General features: G+C 40.2%; 14 protein-coding genes, 1 pseudogene and 1 CRISPR repeat array. Of the genes and pseudogenes, 10 read left to right on the top strand and 5 right to left on the bottom strand.

Annotation, left to right across the window (positions count from 1 at the left end; genetic code table 11):
- Positions 1–413, top strand: a pseudogene (locus I8752_RS18630) (IS701 family transposase); the annotation flags it as partial.
- Positions 414–426: 13 nt separating this feature from the next.
- On the opposite strand, the gene I8752_RS18625 reads toward I8752_RS18630, so the two are convergent.
- The 3 genes from I8752_RS18625 to I8752_RS18615 form a co-directional block, all read right to left on the bottom strand.
- Complete coding sequence (locus tag I8752_RS18625) at positions 427–615, bottom strand: PIN domain-containing protein (RefSeq protein ID WP_225895747.1); 189 nt, start codon at positions 613–615, stop codon at positions 427–429.
- Positions 602–865, bottom strand: coding sequence for an AbrB/MazE/SpoVT family DNA-binding domain-containing protein (locus I8752_RS18620; protein ID WP_214433791.1), 264 nt, complete (start codon positions 863–865; stop codon positions 602–604). The genes I8752_RS18625 and I8752_RS18620 overlap by 14 nt, the downstream gene beginning before the upstream one ends.
- 216 nt (positions 866–1,081) lie before the next feature.
- A complete protein-coding gene (locus I8752_RS18615) occupies positions 1,082–1,810 on the bottom strand; it encodes a class I SAM-dependent methyltransferase (protein ID WP_214433790.1) in 729 nt (242 codons plus the stop codon).
- Between the two features lie 333 nt (positions 1,811–2,143).
- On the opposite strand from I8752_RS18615, the gene I8752_RS18610 reads away from it, so the two are divergent.
- The 6 genes from I8752_RS18610 (at position 2,144) to I8752_RS18585 (ending at position 11,296) form a co-directional block, all read left to right on the top strand.
- Positions 2,144–2,878, top strand: a complete 735-nt coding sequence (locus tag I8752_RS18610; protein WP_214433789.1) for a DUF1995 family protein — start codon at positions 2,144–2,146, stop codon at positions 2,876–2,878.
- A gap of 898 nt (positions 2,879–3,776) precedes the next feature.
- A complete protein-coding gene (locus I8752_RS18605; RefSeq protein WP_214433788.1) occupies positions 3,777–5,231 on the top strand; it encodes an aminotransferase class V-fold PLP-dependent enzyme in 1,455 nt (484 codons plus the stop codon).
- 158 nt (positions 5,232–5,389) lie between these two features.
- Positions 5,390–6,730: a sulfite oxidase gene (locus tag I8752_RS18600; RefSeq protein ID WP_225895746.1), complete on the top strand. Its 1,341-nt coding sequence runs from the start codon at positions 5,390–5,392 to the stop codon at positions 6,728–6,730.
- A 127-nt stretch (positions 6,731–6,857) separates the two neighbouring features.
- Positions 6,858–8,366 (top strand): dolichyl-phosphate-mannose--protein mannosyltransferase, encoded by a 1,509-nt coding sequence (locus I8752_RS18595; protein WP_214433787.1) that lies wholly within the window; start codon positions 6,858–6,860, stop codon positions 8,364–8,366.
- Between the two features lie 179 nt (positions 8,367–8,545).
- Positions 8,546–9,233: direct repeats of the CRISPR family, unit length 37 nt; unit sequence GTTTCAATCCCTAATAGGGAGTAAGTGAAATTTCAAC.
- A 655-nt stretch (positions 9,234–9,888) separates the two neighbouring features.
- Positions 9,889–10,494, top strand: coding sequence for a helix-turn-helix domain-containing protein (locus I8752_RS18590; protein ID WP_214433786.1), 606 nt, complete (start codon positions 9,889–9,891; stop codon positions 10,492–10,494).
- Positions 10,495–10,555: 61 nt separating this feature from the next.
- Positions 10,556–11,296 (top strand): foldase protein PrsA, encoded by a 741-nt coding sequence (locus I8752_RS18585; RefSeq protein ID WP_214433785.1) that lies wholly within the window; start codon positions 10,556–10,558, stop codon positions 11,294–11,296.
- Between the two features lie 95 nt (positions 11,297–11,391).
- Here the strand turns inward: I8752_RS18585 and trmB are convergent, their stop codons facing one another.
- Entirely contained in the window at positions 11,392–12,039 is a 648-nt protein-coding gene (gene trmB, locus I8752_RS18580) for a tRNA (guanosine(46)-N7)-methyltransferase TrmB (protein ID WP_214433784.1), read from the bottom strand.
- Between the two features lie 411 nt (positions 12,040–12,450).
- Between trmB and I8752_RS18575 the strand changes: the two genes are divergently transcribed.
- Positions 12,451–13,665: a metallophosphoesterase family protein gene (locus tag I8752_RS18575; RefSeq protein WP_214433783.1), complete on the top strand. Its 1,215-nt coding sequence runs from the start codon at positions 12,451–12,453 to the stop codon at positions 13,663–13,665.
- Here I8752_RS18575 and I8752_RS18570 read toward each other — a convergent pair.
- Complete coding sequence (locus tag I8752_RS18570; protein WP_214433782.1) at positions 13,662–14,882, bottom strand: FIST signal transduction protein; 1,221 nt, start codon at positions 14,880–14,882, stop codon at positions 13,662–13,664. The two genes, I8752_RS18575 and I8752_RS18570, sit on opposite strands and share 4 nt — an antisense overlap.
- Positions 14,883–15,269: 387 nt before the next feature.
- On the opposite strand from I8752_RS18570, the gene I8752_RS18565 reads away from it, so the two are divergent.
- Together I8752_RS18565 and I8752_RS18560 are read left to right on the top strand one after the other, a co-directional pair.
- Positions 15,270–15,491, top strand: coding sequence for a Calvin cycle protein CP12 (locus tag I8752_RS18565; RefSeq protein WP_214433781.1), 222 nt, complete (start codon positions 15,270–15,272; stop codon positions 15,489–15,491).
- Between the two features lie 480 nt (positions 15,492–15,971).
- Entirely contained in the window at positions 15,972–16,550 is a 579-nt protein-coding gene (locus tag I8752_RS18560; protein ID WP_214433780.1) for a DUF3177 family protein, read from the top strand.
- Positions 16,551–16,610: the final 60 nt, after the last annotated feature.

Genomic DNA, 16,610 nt, shown 5'->3' with positions numbered 1-16,610 from the left:
GATTAAGAACCTGGGTAGAATATGGATTTCGACAGTGTAAACAAGAGCTAGGCTGGACAGATTACCGTTTCACCAATTTTCAACATATTGAGAGGTGGTGGGAGATTATTTTTTGTGTTTACACGATGATTAGTTTAAATTCTTCCGTCTTATTAGGCTTAAATCAATCTCGTCAACTTGAGACTGAGGCACAAGATCTGAGTGATGTTGATTTTTCTAACCATCCGCAATGGAACCATGAATCTGGATGGAAGAATGCTTTAAATAATCTGCGTCTCATTATCCAACCACTTTTACTATTTTGGTTAATTTATCCTTGGTTAAGTATTTTCCCTAATTCACATTTGTTACTGGGATTCAATCATTTAATTGCCGCAATGAATCAATTTAAACCCTATTATGCTTCTGGATGATTTAGCTCCTGAACTACTTGCTTATTCCGGAAAGTGACAGAAGAGGGGTATAAGCAAACCTTAGTACCCACTCAGTTTCTAGAACAACAGTATCTGGTATAAAAATATTTTTGTTTTGAAAAATTTCTCGACTCTTTCGGTACTGTAATTCATCATCTTGTGTCAATAGGCGTACAATTATATTAGTATCAACTGCCACCATGCCATGATTCCTCTACACCTTGACGAATGGCATCATTCATATTTTCTAAAGATTTTGGCGATCCTTGATATTTCAAGCAGCCTGCAACATGACTTAAGGTAGTTTCTGCAAAAGGCTTCTTGGGTTTGAGAAGAATACCATCACCCATATTAATAGCTATTAATTCCTGTCCGGTTTTCCAGCCAGAAGCTTTTAGCAATTCTTCAGGAATAATTATTTGTCCCTCACTGGATACTTTTGTTATTTCCATATATTGCGGAAATTTAATGATTATAAATTAAACAATTTGTTTTTATGTATTTTTCCTTTTATATTTTTTATTATTCTACTGCATCTAGTGCTTTGAGGATAGCAATTTCACATGGAGTTAAACCCTTAACGCCTTTAATATCCATGCGTTCATCAGGGCGATTATTTCTAAAAAATAGATTTGTTAAGTCGTCAAACTATTTGGCAATCGACAGTATCAAAATCGCACCTTATACAACTCAAATAATTCTCCCGATCGCCGCGCAACTACTTTAGCACCAGCAGCTTTTATGGTTTTTTCCCATTCAGCTACAGGTTCTAGAAACACCTCCGCACCTAAATAGGTTTCTAGAACTGCCCAATCTTCTGCTAAAGGTTGTTCGGGATTGAGGATGTCAAACACAAAATGTCCGCCTGGCTTCAAGACTCGTTTGACTTCTTCCAATACAGCGCTACCATATTCCAGCGGATAGTAACAGCTAAATCCTGTAGCGATCGCCAAGTCAAACTGATTCTGAGAGTAGTTTAAGTAATGAGCCGGGCCTAACTCAACACCTTTGAATAATTTTGAGTTCAATTGCGAACCACGAGAATTAAGCGTATCCCGCGCAATATTACTAACTTCTTGTCCGTAAAAAAATGCTTGCCAATCTCGCCAAGGATAAATCAAAAAGCTGACACCACAGCCAATATCCAAACAGTGTTGGTTTTTTTGCGGTTCAGCAATTTCCCAAAAAGGAGAAACAATTCTCCCTGCCAAAATACCAGCAACCCACTCTTGATATATTGGCATCGCTTGCACTTCTGCTGGTAGCTCAAAGGATTGATTTTGATACTGTTGGTTAAAGCGATAAGCTACTTGCGTTACCCTCTCGTGCCATTTATCTGAGTGACGGTTATGACTGTGTGAGGCAAACAAAGCGTTTTCAAAAGGCTTTTTAGACATTAGACCAATTCTCTAAGAATAAGACCACAGGTAGCAAGCTGCTAAACAGGGTGTGGGGTGTAGTGAAATTAAGCCACACCACTTGCGGGTGGGGTTTCAACCTTCCTTACAATATAAGGATTTTTTCGCCCTAACGTGGCGAGGCTTTAAACCTTATTTCGGGGCTAATTCTTCCCCCACACCCTATCCCCTACCCACTACCCCCGCCCCGAAGGGGGCTTGGTAAACCCATATTAATCTAACCTTCTTAATTATGAATTGCTGCCGCACTCAATAATCTAATAGAGCCAATCCTGAAACAATGAAAGTAGACACTACAGCACGATAGATATTATGAGCGAACTTCCCAACAGTCTTGAAGATGCGATCGCCCAATCACGAGTAGCAACCCAAGCTGCCCTCGCCGATGGCTATACTCGCCTACAAGTTGAGTTTTTGTTCCCAGAACTCAAACAGCAGCTAATAGCAGAAGATTTTCTGTCCGTATTTGCAGAATATGAATCCCGCTTGAAGGTTTTCTTTACCGATGCTGGTGCTGCTGCCCTAGCGCGTCGTGATTGGGCAGATGCACGATTTAAAATTTCAGATATCGGTACGGGAAGGGCTGCTTCCCTACAAGCAAAAATTCAGCCAGAAGATGAAATTTTTTTGTTTGTTGCCCCCACTGCCGTAGAAGTCCCGCAAATGGAAAAGCTATGTCAGGAAATCGGCGATCGCCCTTTAGTGATTTTAAATCCTCGCCTCGAAGATGCAGCCACTGTAGGCATTGGTTACGCTGCTAGGCAAATCCGCGATCGCTTTCTTAGCACCATTGAATCCTCTTATTACCTGCGCCCTGTAGATGAGGAAACTGCCTTATTTCGCTGCTACCCCGGACAGTGGGAAGTATGGGTAGAAAATAGCGGCGAGTATCAAAAAATCACCGAATTACCTAAAAAACCTTCCGGCGATGACTTGGATTTGATCCTCATGAAGGGAAACTCGCAAACAACTAAAGAAGCTACACCCACGAAGAAACCTAGTATGTTCAAAAGCTTACAACGGTTCTTAAAGGCGTTGAGTAGCTAGTTTATCAAGGCGACTGGGGTTTGGTGATGTGCTGAAAATCCCCGTCGCCAATTGCAATTTTAAGTATTCTCAGGGACTTACAAATTAAAAGGGATTGGGGTAGTGGTATATCAAACGCTCATATTCTGGTGCGGGCTTTGACCCACCAAATTTTAAAAAACTTTTTCCCAGTATCCAGAGCTAACGCCGCGACCAGTAAAAACATCTCAAATTTTTTATTTTTACAATAATTGCAACTAACCTAAGATAGATATAAAAATGTCTTTAATAAGACATTTTTATACTGATTTATTTCTTACTTAAGATAGATGCCGTGTTGATATCTCTCAAACAATAGATATTTCTATAATTTTAGGCAATTACCACTCATGTCAATAAACAACTAAGAGTTTCTACTTTAAGTGTAAAGTCAATAAATCTTGACTTTTTAGAGAAAATACTTAATAGTGTTGTTGTATTAAAAACATTATTTATAGCTCGATTGATAAAATATTACTAAAGCTCTATCAGAAATTAGTACAGAATTTTTAATTGGTAAATCCCTTTATAGAAAACACTTTCAGCCTTCGTAAGTCAAATAATTTACGATAAATTTACCTATAGTACATCTAGTTTTTTTAAAAACTCCGAGAAAAAATCTAGAATTTACTTAATAAATTTAAAATTATTTATACAATGTATAATAAAATTAAATAAAATTTGAATAATTAAATATAATCACGGCTACTTTTTCTAAAAAATTATTAAAAAATCATTAAATCTACTGAGTTTTAACCGAGTAACAAAGTACTGCTAAACACTAAAGATAGTGGAGATTAATATTTTTGGTGGTTTGGATAAATCTCTGTGAAAGTTAAGCTTGTGGAAAAATTCCAAACTGAAAATAAGGGTACAAAAAATGACTGATACACTTGCATTAAGCACTAAAAGCAAGCAAGAATCCGCACAACCGTTACAGTTTGTAGACCATTTTGATAGCTTTTGGAACCAAGAAATTAGACCCTTATTTACAGATGAATCTCTATCTTTTAAGGTGAAAACTCGTAACGGTAACTATGTCAAGTACATCAACTTAGATAATGGAGCCACAACTACTCCTTTTGCCAGCCTGAAGCAGTATGTAAACCAGATGCTTGATACTTATGGCAGCGTACATCGAGGCTCTGGGCAAAAGTCCATCATTACAACGCAAGAATATGACGCAAGTCGGGACATTATTCGGGAGTTTGTGAATTCGTCCTCACAGAACTATGTCATCTTTGCAAAGAATACGACAGAAGCAATCAATGGAGCCGCCACACTCTGGGCAAAAAGGCCTGGAAAAATCTTAGTCTCTGACATTGAGCATTCTTCAAATTTGCTGCCTTGGGTAACTAGAGATGAAGTTGTCCAATATAGAACTCAACCAGACGGAAGTGTGAGTCTCGCTGAAATTGAAAATATCTTTAAGGCACATCAAAATCGCCCGAAAGCCGAGCAAATCAAATTACTCACCATTACAGGTGCTTCGACTATTACAGGTTACAGACCTCCTATTTACGAACTTGCGGCATTAGCACATAAATATGGTGCGAAGATGTTTGCTGATGTTTGTCAGTTAATCCAACACGAGCGGGTAGACATGCGTGCAGATGACGACCCATGTCATTTGGATTTTGTCGCTTTCTCCGGACACAAGATGTATGCTCCCTATGGAACAGGGGTTTTACTGGGGCCGAAGGAGTTTTTTGACGGCTCTTACCCTTATCAAATTGGTGGTGGCAATTTGCCTTACATTACCAGAAACCTCGAAATCAAGCGTTTTTACACAGAACGAGCGCACGATCCAGGAACGCCAAACGCCATGGGTGCGATCGCCATTGCAAAAGCAATTCAGATTATAGAAGAACTGGGGCGCGATCGCATCGCTAATTACGAACACTCTCTAGTTGACTTCACATTCACGCGACTTCAGGCCATTCCTGGTGTGAAAGTACATATCTCAGGAGATAATTTAGCTCATGTGATTCCCTTCGATATTGATGGGTTTGACGGTCGCTTAGTGGCGGAGATTTTGGCACAAGAATATGGCATTGGGGTGCGAGCTGGAGCATTCTGCACATACGAATACATTCGCAAACTCAAGAATATTTCCGACGAGCAAGACTGCGAGATTGCCAAAGAAGTTGAAAGTGGAATTACGCGCAACATTCCTAGCATTATCCGGGCCAGCTTCGCCGTATATAACACCCTTGAAGACTGCGATCGCTTCCTTGATGCAATTTCGGAAATAGCCCAAAATGGATTAGATTATTACTTGCCCTATTACACCCAAAATCAGACAACTGGTGTTTGGACAGCGATCGATGAGTAATCTGACTCCTGATTCGCTCCAAAAGTTATACTTGGCAAGAATAAGTATTTAGACAAAATTAATTACACGCTTTGTTTTTTTATTGTCAGTTCCCTATTTCTACTCATGAATTTAATTTTGTCCGCCTATTTCTCGGGTAGCAAAAGTAGACTTATCTTTTGCTACCTGAAAATATTGAATCAAAAGAAGGTAATAGCTTGAGTGATGAAAACCTCTTTGACCAAGAAGATTACATAAAGGCACGGGTTGACGAGTACATCTGGCAAAAAAGCACACAAGCAGGTATTTCGCGCCAACGCTTTCTGCAAATACTAGCCACTATGGTTGGCGGAACAGCCATCGGAGGGTTAGCAAAACCTCTACCAGCTCGCAGTCAGACAAATACATCAAATGCTTTCAAAACAAAGGGTAATAAGATACTGAAGCCATTGCCACCAGGATATATCTCTCATAGCAAGGGCACATTAGAGATGAACTGGCAAACAATGTATGGGCGTGGCTATTTAGTGCCAAACGATTGGTTCTACGTTCACAACCGCAATACCCCTCCTCCTTTTGATCCAGCTACATGGCGTTTGCGGATTGAAGGAACTGGCGTTTCTATTCCTTGTGAGTTTACATACGATGAAATCATCGCTATGCCCTCAATCTCAGTCACTAGTGCCATTGAGTGTGCTGCCAATGGTCGGCGCTTTTTTGAGGAGGCTTACAACACACCTCTTTCCGGAACGCGGTGGCGACTAGGCGCTATTGGCGTAGCTGAGTGGACTGGCGTACCACTTAGCATATTATTAGAGCGAGCCAGATTGAAATCTACCGCCAGGGACGTATTAGTTGAGGGGGCAGATTTGGCTTCGCTGGATGAAAAAGGGACAAAGCCATCCAAATTTAACAGTGTAGTTCCGATCGCCAAAGCAACAGCAGATAACTCCCTCGTTGTCTATGCCATGAATGGGGAACCACTCCCCCCAGACCACGGTCAGCCATGCCGCGTCATATTTCCTGGTTGGGGAGGAAATGCCAATGTCAAATGGATTGAGCGCATTGAAGTTTCCGAAACACCAATATATACCCAGTGGGTACTAGAGCAGATGGTACTGATTGGCCCAGATTACCCAGCGATTTCTCCGTATAAAGGTAAGCCAATTACTTACCAAAATGTCAAAAGTGCCTTCGAGTTGGCTTGGCCAGCTACCCTTTCTGCTGGAAATTACTTGCTGCGCGGGCGTTCTTGGTCTGGTAAAGGCAAGATTGTACGTGTGGAAGTCAGTCTGGATGGTGGCAAAACTTGGCAATTTGCCCGTTTGAGAGAACCAAATCTTCCTTTTGCATGGGTGCGGTGGGATGTTGACTGGAACCCAGTTCCTGGGGAGTATTCTTTGCAAGCTCGTGCTACTGACAATTTAGGTAACACCCAGCCGAGTACAGTTCCGTGGAATGATGTGGGATTGCTGTATGGAGGCGTTGTTAGCCATCCAGTAACAGTACGTGAGGGATGAGGCAGAGGGGCTGGGGGAGATGAGGGAGACAAGGGAGACAAGGGAGACAAGGGAGTGAGATAGAATAACTTGCGACTTGCGACTTCTGCCTCCTGACAACTGACAACTGACAACTGACAACTGACTAATGACTAAAAAATGGTTCCAAATTGGGCTAGCGGGTATATTTCTCTTCTCACTTGCTTTACGTTTTTGGGGATTGGGAAGATTTAATACCTTGGTATTTGATGAAGTTTACTATGCTAAATTTGGCAATGACTATCTTACCCATGTCCCATTTTTTGATGGTCATCCGCCGCTAGGTAAATACATGATTGCGGTGGGAATATGGCTTGGCAGTCATGTTCCCTTTGGGCAAGATACGGTAAACGGGTTAACAGGTTCGCTGTTGTCGCCTTGGAGTTATCGTTGGATTAATGCGTTTTCAGGTTCTTTTATTCCTTTAATTATTGCTGGTATTGCTTATCAATTAAGTTATCGTCGTAGCTTTGCTTTACTTGCTGGGTTTTTCACTGCTTGTGACGGTATATTTATTGTAGAATCGCGCTATGCCTTGATTAATATTTATATAGTTTTATTTGGTTTATTAGGGCAGTGGTTATTTTTAGTAGCATTGGCAAATTATAAACAAAGACACATTTATTTAGCACTTGCTGGTATCGCTTTTGGTGCGTCGATCGCTACAAAATGGAACGGTTTATTTTTTCTCATAGGCATATATCTAATTTGGATAATAAATTGGGTATGGCAATGGATAATCAAAGCAACATCTCAGACAACAAATGTAATAGATGATTTATTTACTAGTTCCAAAAGTAGCTCAACGATCGCATCCGTTAGCGAGCTGCAATCTACTGCTAAAATTCCCTTATTGCAAAACTTGACACAAATAAATATTTTACAAATTGCATTTTTTTTAGGAATTATCCCACTCACCATTTACAGTTTAATTTGGATTCCTCACTTACAACTAGATACAAAATACGGATTTATAGAAGTACACAAACAAATATTAGAGTTTCACGAACGCCTTGGTGGGAATAATGCCAAAGTACATCCTTACTGTGCTGCTTGGTATAAATGGCCTTTAATGACTCGACCAATGGCATATTATTACCAAACCGCTCGAAGTGTCACCGATCCGTTACCTGTATTCGGGCCTACTTTACCTCCAGGTGCGGGAAAGGTTATTTATGATGTCCATGCAATGGGCAATCCTTTTTTGTGGTGGTTTGGTGCAGCTGCTATCTTATTTTTGATAGGTATGCTGGTAATACAACTGGCAATACCTTCAGTGAAACAAAAGCGTTTTTCTCTACCGACAACGCTGGATGTTGATACATGGATCGCTTTGTATTTAGTTGTAAATTATGCTACTAACTTAGTACCTTGGATAAAAGTCACGAGGTGCGCTTTTATTTACCACTACATGACAGCTGTAGTATTCACTTTTTTGGCGATCGCTTGGTTTGTAGACCGATGCCTTTACAGTTATTATCGTCCACTTCGAGCATTAGGCATCACAATTTCTTTTCTGATTGTACTTGCTCTTGTGTTCTGGATTCCTGTTTACTTGGGTTTACCTCTCTCACCTGAAGGTTATAAAGCACGTATGTGGTTTAATTCTTGGATTTAACCATAGCCAGGATGCAAACAGAGCAAGGGCAGCAAAGGACGAATGTAACAGTGCCCCTACCCGTGTACTTCATTTACTTGAAAAACGTTGTAAATTAATATCAATCAATATCTATGGCTTAGGGAGTAAGTGAAATTTCAACTAGGCAAGCTTTGTTAATAAAGTTATTCATTTTAAATGTTTCAATCCCTAATAGGGAGTAAGTGAAATTTCAACCGAACAACTAGATATTTGTGATGAAGCTTACGAAGCGTTGTTTCAATCCCTAATAGGGAGTAAGTGAAATTTCAACAATAAAGGGAAAGACTAATAGATTCTCCTTTTCTAGTTTCAATCCCTAATAGGGAGTAAGTGAAATTTCAACAAATCTTTTAGTAGTCTTGCATACTCTTGAAATGTTTCAATCCCTAATAGGGAGTAAGTGAAATTTCAACAAATCTATCTTTCCCCGCATGGTAAATAAAGCATTGTTTCAATCCCTAATAGGGAGTAAGTGAAATTTCAACTTACTTTTATACAGATGATGGCTGGATATTGGGTTTCAATCCCTAATAGGGAGTAAGTGAAATTTCAACTTTACCTTTTTCTTTTTCAAAATTTACCAACCAACTGTTTCAATCCCTAATAGGGAGTAAGTGAAATTTCAACCTTCTTGAGTAAATAAATCGGCGTTACTATCTTTAGTTTCAATCCCTAATAGGGAGTAAGTGAAATTTCAACATTAAAATCCTTTTCCTATAATTGGTATATACCAAGTTTCAATCCCTAATAGGGAGTAAGTGAAATTTCAACTTCGCCAATTTCGTAGCAGCAATCTGTTTCGGATTCAAGTTTCAATCCCTAATAGGGAGTAAGTGAAATTTCAACAGCGAACGCCTGGAATACAATCTATATTTGGTTTTCAAGGTTCTGTTGCGCGAATGAGGTAATGATAGCATAAAAAAATGTTATTCAGTAATCAGCAAATGGCTAAAACCCTTTCTAGACAAGGTGCGCGGCTACTAAAAGAGATATTTTGTTCGTAAGCCTGATGTTAAAAGGGTTTCAAGCTCATTTGCCCAAATTTGATTTCAAACAGCTACCCATCCGCGCCTGAAGGAATGAAAATACTGCTGTTATCAAGGTTTTACCAGCAATACGTTCAACTAGAGCAAAACAGCAAGCATACACAAATCATTTGGCAGTAATATCACTTGCGAGTCGCTATATTCCCTTATCTACCACACTTATAGTATTTTTTCAATTGAAGCGATCGCTTTTCTACTTCAGCCTCCCAGGGCAATTTCCGCTATCTATGCGTAGTCAACAGTGCAGTTATCTGATGTATTTTATTAGCTACCAAAAAATGAGTTACAAAAATACTTAATCGGATTTACGGAAATTTCATTTTTCTGCATGTATTTACAGTCCGATGCAGTTCGCTCCAGCGCTACAGTTTACCGCGTTTGGAGTGTAGATTTTTTGCATACAGCTTGCAAAAAAGAACTCAAAAATCTTTCATAAATCCTAATGCAATTTGCTTATGTCGTACTACCAACTAAAAATTGATACCAAAGACTCAACTATAACTGGTGGTAAGTACTTAACACCATTTCAACGCAAAATTCTGCAAAAAAGTTTGGAAAAAGATTTATCCGATTCCTATCGCCAGCGTATTGAAATCATGTTGCTAGCAGACGAGGGTAAATCTCAAACTAAAATTTGTCAAACTTTGGGATGTTGTGCAGCAACAGCAAGACATTGGATACACATAGCTCGTACTGGTATGGCTCATCAATGGCAAGATTGTCCGATTGGTCGCCCTAAAGCAGTAAATGAGGAATATTTAGAGCGGTTGAAAGAACTGATTACCAATAGTCCCCGCGATTATGGTTATGCTTTTCGGCGGTGGACAGCAACCTGGCTTCAGAAACATTTAGCAAAGGAATTTGGAATTGAGGTGAGCGATCGCCATATCAAGCGACTGCTCAAACAGATGGGGTTATCTACACGACCACAACTCAGCAATGCCACAGAAAATAGCATCGAACAGGCTCAGGATGCGAAAATTTTGATTGCTGACCTCACAGCAACTATTTCAGATAATTCTGATAATTCTGAATTCTTGCCCTTAAATTTAACAAAATAATGAATTTCTAATTATTTTGTTTCAAAAGTTGCAAAAAGTTACTGAATTGAGGGGCAAAATCATGTTAAAAAGTATTACTATTAGCAACAAAGATATTCTTCATCACATACAAATTAACTGTCAAATTCCTGAAATAATTGAACAGATTGTTACTCGTAATATCATTATATCTGCTATTGAAGAAGCTGGCATAAAAGTAGAAACAAAGGAACTTCAGAAAGCAGCCGATCGCATCCGGCTAGCTAATAAACTCCACAGCGCTGAAGATACCTGGAAATGGTTAGAAAAGTATTGTCTATCTTTAGCAAATTTTGAAGAAATTGTCAGCAACAGTTTAATATCAGCAAAGTTAGCTGCTTATTTGTTTGCAGATAAAGTCGAATCTTACTTTACAGAACACCAATTAGATTATACAAGTGCAGTAATTTCTGAAGTTGTTTTGGACGATCGAGACTTGGCGTTAAAACTTTTCTATGCGATTCACAAAGGTGAAAGGAGTTTCTATGAAGTTGCTCATAAATATCTTCAGGATACAGAGTTACGCCGCACTAGCGGATATCGAGCTATAGTTTGTCCACAAGATTTACGACCAGAGATTTCTGCGGCTGTTTTTACGGCTAAACCACCACAAGTTTTGAAACCAATTGTTACCTGTCAAGGAGTCCACCTAATTTTAGTTGAGGAAATTTCTCAACCGGAATTAGATCGTCAGCTGCGTTCTGAAATTATGGCTCATTTGTTTAGTGAATGGACTAAACAACAATACCAGCAAGTTGAAATCGTGAAAAAAATCGAGCTATAGCTGGGGACTGGGGACTGGTGACTGGGTGAAAAGTTAGTATGAATTTAGACTTTTCAAACACCCTCTTAGTGCTGTCCGAATATCTTACGCTCGCATCAATTCGCAACTTCTCGCTTAATAAACAAGGTGCGATAAACAGGTTCGCCTTTTTTTTGAGTAGTAATTTCTCGTTCTGTAGGAACTGGTAATGGATTTTCCATCAGCCATTCTTCTGTACCAAATTTCTCAAAAGCTCGGTGAGCCGCAAAGCGATCGCGCATTTCTACCGCCACAAATTTCATATCTGATTGTAGAAATACTACTCCTCCAACTGTCAGATAATCAGCTAATTCTTCGACTAATTCTGATTGCACTACACGGCGTTTGGCGTGGCGGGTTTTAAACCAAGGATCGGGAAATTGGATAGTAACGCGCTGTAAAGTTCCACTGGGAAGAGAAGATAGCAGCGAGCGTAATGAATTGTTGGCATTGCAAAATAAATAGTGCAGATTTGTTAAACCCAACTCAGAACGTAACTTATTTGCCTCTACTACCAAAGGTTCTCGAATTTCCAAACCCAGATAATTCCAGTTAGGTTCTATCTGGGCCATATTCAATAAAAATTGTCCCCTCGCGCAGCCTATATCTAAATGTAGCTGTTGATTTGGCTGTGCATAAACATTTTTCCAATCAAGGGGACTCGCTGGTGTTTGATATTTTTGAGCAAGTGGGTTAACGTGTTGGCGGACTCTGACAGCGGCCAAATTTGATACTCCTTTAACTGAAAAAAAATGGCAAGGTTGAGAGAAACAGCACAAGTTAATATCAATGTAAAACTGAATTATATAACAATTTTATGTTCGCTTGAAAATAAATTATTTATGGAAATATTCAATTAATTACAATTTGTTAGCTATAAAGTATTAGAGAATTTTTATTAATAATATTAATTCAGTTTTTATTATAGAATTAAAAATATATCCTATTCTAGTTTTTAGATATTAATGTTTGCAATCTTGATTTTGGTCAAGTGTCACTGTGTGATGCGATCGCTAAACGCAAAATGTGTATAAATGTTAAGTTTCCGCACTCCTACGCAGCTTGATAAAGCAAGGTTATACTTTGTGGAAAAGAGCTTTTTTTAACCCTTATTTTTAAAATTCTCCAACAAATCAATGTCCCTAAATTTTCGCTTTGCCATAGTTAGCGACTTACACATCGCGCTTCCCCACACAATCTGGGATCATCCAAGTCGTTTTCATTTAGTGGAAGTTAGTATCCCAGCTTTTGAAAGTGCGATCGCTCGTCTAGCACAACTCGATTTAGATTTTCTCTTACTTCCGGGAGATTTAACTCAACATGGGGAACCAGAGAACCACAGCTGGATGCAAAAACGTTTAGCGCAGCTACCTTTTCCAGTTTATGTTGTTCCTGGCAATCATGATGTTCCTGTATTGATGGCAGATAAGCAATCAATCGCTTTTGCCGATTTTCCCAACTATTACCGTCAGTTTGGCTATGACGATCCCAAGCAGCTTTACTATACTCAACAAGTGCTACCTGGAGTTAGGCTGATAGGTCTAAATTCTAACTTTTTTAACGAGCAGGGTAAGCAAGTAGGGCGTTTGGATAGCAAACAGCTAAGGTGGTTAGAAGAAGTTTTAGCAGCAGCATCTGATGAATTAGTACTAGTAATGGTGCATCATAATGTTGTTGAACATATACCCCAGCAATCGCGCCATCCCATTGGCAATCGCTACATGTTGGAAAATGCGCCCCAACTTTTGCAAATGCTCCAGCGCTATGGAGTCAAACTAGTATTTACAGGGCATTTGCACGTTCAAGATGTTGCCTGTTCGCAAGGAGTATACGATATCACCACTGGTTCTTTAGTCAGCTATCCTCATCCTTATCGTGTTTTAGAGTTTCAGCGGGATAACTACGGTAGAGAATGGTTGCAAATTTTATCTCATCGCGTAGAATCAGTACCAGATTTCCCGAATTTACAAAAGTTATCACGGCAGTGGATGGGCGATCGCTCTTTCCCTTTTTTAGTCAAAATGTTAACTCAGCACCCATTAAACTTACCATTGGCGCAGGCAGAAGAACTAGCTCCGAGTTTGCGCGATTTTTGGGCAACCATTGCCGATGGAGACGCGCTGTTAGACTATCCCCACTTTCCCCAAAAAGTGCGGCGTTACATTGAGACTTATGGAGCGATCGCCACAAGTGGAACTCCCACCCTAATTGATAACAACACCACCCTGCTACTAAATAGAGACCAGCAGAAGTCAGAATGTAATTCAAAACTCAGCGAGAAGTTGCGTGCGGGGGTTCCCCCCGTTGAGCAAACTTCGGTGACTCAGCACTCAGCACTCAGCACTGATTAGCACTCAGCACTCATTTGACGGCAAATGCCAAATACTGATGTGTAACCGTGGATGAATGTATTACCACCGACAGGGCCAATTTCTCCTCCACAGAAAAAGCCACCGATGGGGATATCTTGGATGTAGCGTCTAAATAGCTCAGAATCAAAATTGGGTTTACCGTAAAGTCCTTCGCCACGACCGACACAAGCAAACATTAAGGCTGCAACAGCGGAGGATTCGGATACTTGTTGATTTTGATACTGCTCTAGGAGTAATTCTAAGTCTTCGGCGGATGCTTGGGCATCGCGGAGGTGGAATTGCAGGCGCTGACCGGGACGGACGAGATCGCCAATAGCGATTGCACCGCCTGCGGGATCTACTCCCAAGATGCTGCGAATCAAAAAGTCTCCCTGCTGCAAAGACAGCTTGAATTCATCCATCGCCATTCCTACAAACAGAGAATGTTGTGCCAACATCCGCTCTTTTTCAGTAAGACTGGCAATCAAATCTCGCAGTACTACTAAAGGTACTTGCTCGTCGAGTTCTAAGATAATATTACGTTCGGCTTTAGTGACTTGCATTGGTTCGCCAATTGGTCGGCATCCTTGCGCCACAATTGTTTCTAGGACAATATTGCCACTCAAAGCCAAGCCTACCGTTCCTTCACGATAGAGGCGATCGTTACAGAATAGAGCAGTACGCCCACCCAAACCGCCAGCACTGGCTTGACCACCCACAATTGTCGAGCCAGGATAAGCAAAATCTAGCCCTTGCAATAGATTGTTAATTCCCGAAGAGAAGGCACTAGATAGCAAAACGAACTGAGGTGCTGGTGATGGAGGCACACCAATCAGATCGTTCCAAGCATTTGGCGAACTATCCAAGTCCGGTAATCCTTCGCCCAGAACATGAAAAGTTTGGATATTCACTCCTGGTAGATGTGCCAGAGTTAGGCTGAGGGCTGCTTCTGCTTCTAATTCTTGAGTGCGTCCTTTAGTTGTCGTACCAATTACACCGCCACCACTACACCCGATAATTACGGGCACTGAAAGCTTTTCAGCTAACAAAGGTAAAAGCCGGGAATACTCACTTGCAAAAGCAGATGAAATGAATACCAGTCCTAGATCCGGAGGTGCTGTTAACGATGAGACAGCCCTTTCTACCACATCTGCTATAGCTGCTTCCAAAGAAGGGCGGGTTGACAGGGCATTTGCCCACTGCATTTGGTCTGCCATGAGTTTTGGGCTTCTTTCTTTTTTGGGCTAGTAGTTTTCGATTTTTTATCCTGGGAAGAATTGCATCTTCACAGTAGATTTATGCCAGCCTTGTTTATCTTCCCTCAATGCCTGCTCTATCCCAGGCAATTAGGATTATCATTTTCTACTACATCCACTAAATATAATGTATTGCTACGCCTTTGCAGTACTGAACTCTATAAAATCTTAAAAGATCCACAAGAATCTAGAATAGATGCAGCTACTTGCTGTAATGGTTATCAATCCTGAGACGACACCATCAATTGAAACAGCTAATTAGGTAGAATGGTGATTGATAGAACAAAAAATAGCCATTTTTGAATCTTTTCTATACTGGTATTAACACCACACAACGAGACTAAAGGTATGAGCGACATCCAAGAACAAATCCAAGCAGAAGTTGAACAAGCTCGCGCTGTCTGCGATGTTTCAGGTAGCAACTCTCCTGAATGTGCTGCGGCTTGGGATGCAGTCGAAGAACTGCAAGCTGAAGCCTCTCACCAAAACCAAAAGAAGCAAAAAAACTCCTTAGAAAAGTACTGTGATGAAAACCCTGAAGCAGTTGAGTGCCGGGTTTACGACGAATAGGAATTGAATTGAGCAATTTTCTTTTTGTCTGAACAGGCAAGCAACCAGAATCCGATCGCTAAATATTTTGTACCTTCATGCTACTCCCGCATCAAACCTCAATCCATCTTCCTTTGATTATCTTGTCTTCTACTGACTGGAGTTAAGTAACAAAGTTATGTTGGAAAATTAAGGAGTTATTCTTTGGGCATTACTTCCTGAGAAAAAACTCCTAGCCTGCAAAAACTTGAGGTTTGTCTGAGCGGACTGGCTTGATACCTTCGGGTAGATTCTGCAATTATCCCGAAGGTTAGTGTAGGTTTTTACAAAATATTTAAGTAGAGGTTCTGCAAGTTGCTTGTTTTTTTTTCAATTAAAGATGGTCAACTCTAAAATGAAGTGTTAAATAAGAGGTGTAAAGGGTAAAGACTGAGGGATAAAAAATTTTATACTTCAGCCTTTACCCTTTATCCTTAAGTTATTTAGCATCTAACAAACACTATGGAAGTTTGGTTTCGCCCTTACATTTGGACTGATTATTGGCTAGCGGTATTATTTACGGTGGTAATTCCCTTAATTTTGCTAATTTGGGCGTTTGTGCAAAAAGCAGAAGGCATACAAAAGTTGTTAATCATTTACTGGCGAGTAGCCAGTCTACTACTGATTACAATTTACTTGATGATTGCTAGATATCCGATTAGCTTTATTTCTGGGTTAATAGCACTTGTGTTGATTCCGATTTCTCTATGGTTTTGGGTGGATCTCAATGATGAAATCGAGTATCAGCCAAGTGGTTCTTTAAAATTGATTTTTAATTCTTGGCGCTGGGCGGCGACAGTTTACTGTATTTTAAGTGCGATCGCTCTTATACCTTTTTTAGGTTGTGCTTTATCAGAAACTGCTATCAAAACTCCCTACTGTACCGTCTGGTTTGAGGCTCCCTTGTTATTTAAAGAAATGTTCCATCTCAAGGACTTAGGCTTGCTTGCCATACTTGCTTTAACGATTTATGTAGTTTACTTGAGCTACTTTGTTCTAATTAAGCTAGGTAAGCAAGGACGTTCAGCTACACCCCAGTAAGGGACTTCCAACTAAAAAAATCTCTCATCGCTAGGAGGAGCAGGGGGAGCGGGGGGAGCA

It is taken from the genome of Dendronalium phyllosphericum CENA369 (assembly GCF_016056275.1).
GTDB lineage: Bacteria > Cyanobacteriota > Cyanobacteriia > Cyanobacteriales > Nostocaceae > Dendronalium > Dendronalium phyllosphericum.
Note: the sequence above shows the minus strand (reverse complement) of the source record. Positions and strands in the feature narration are given on the sequence as shown.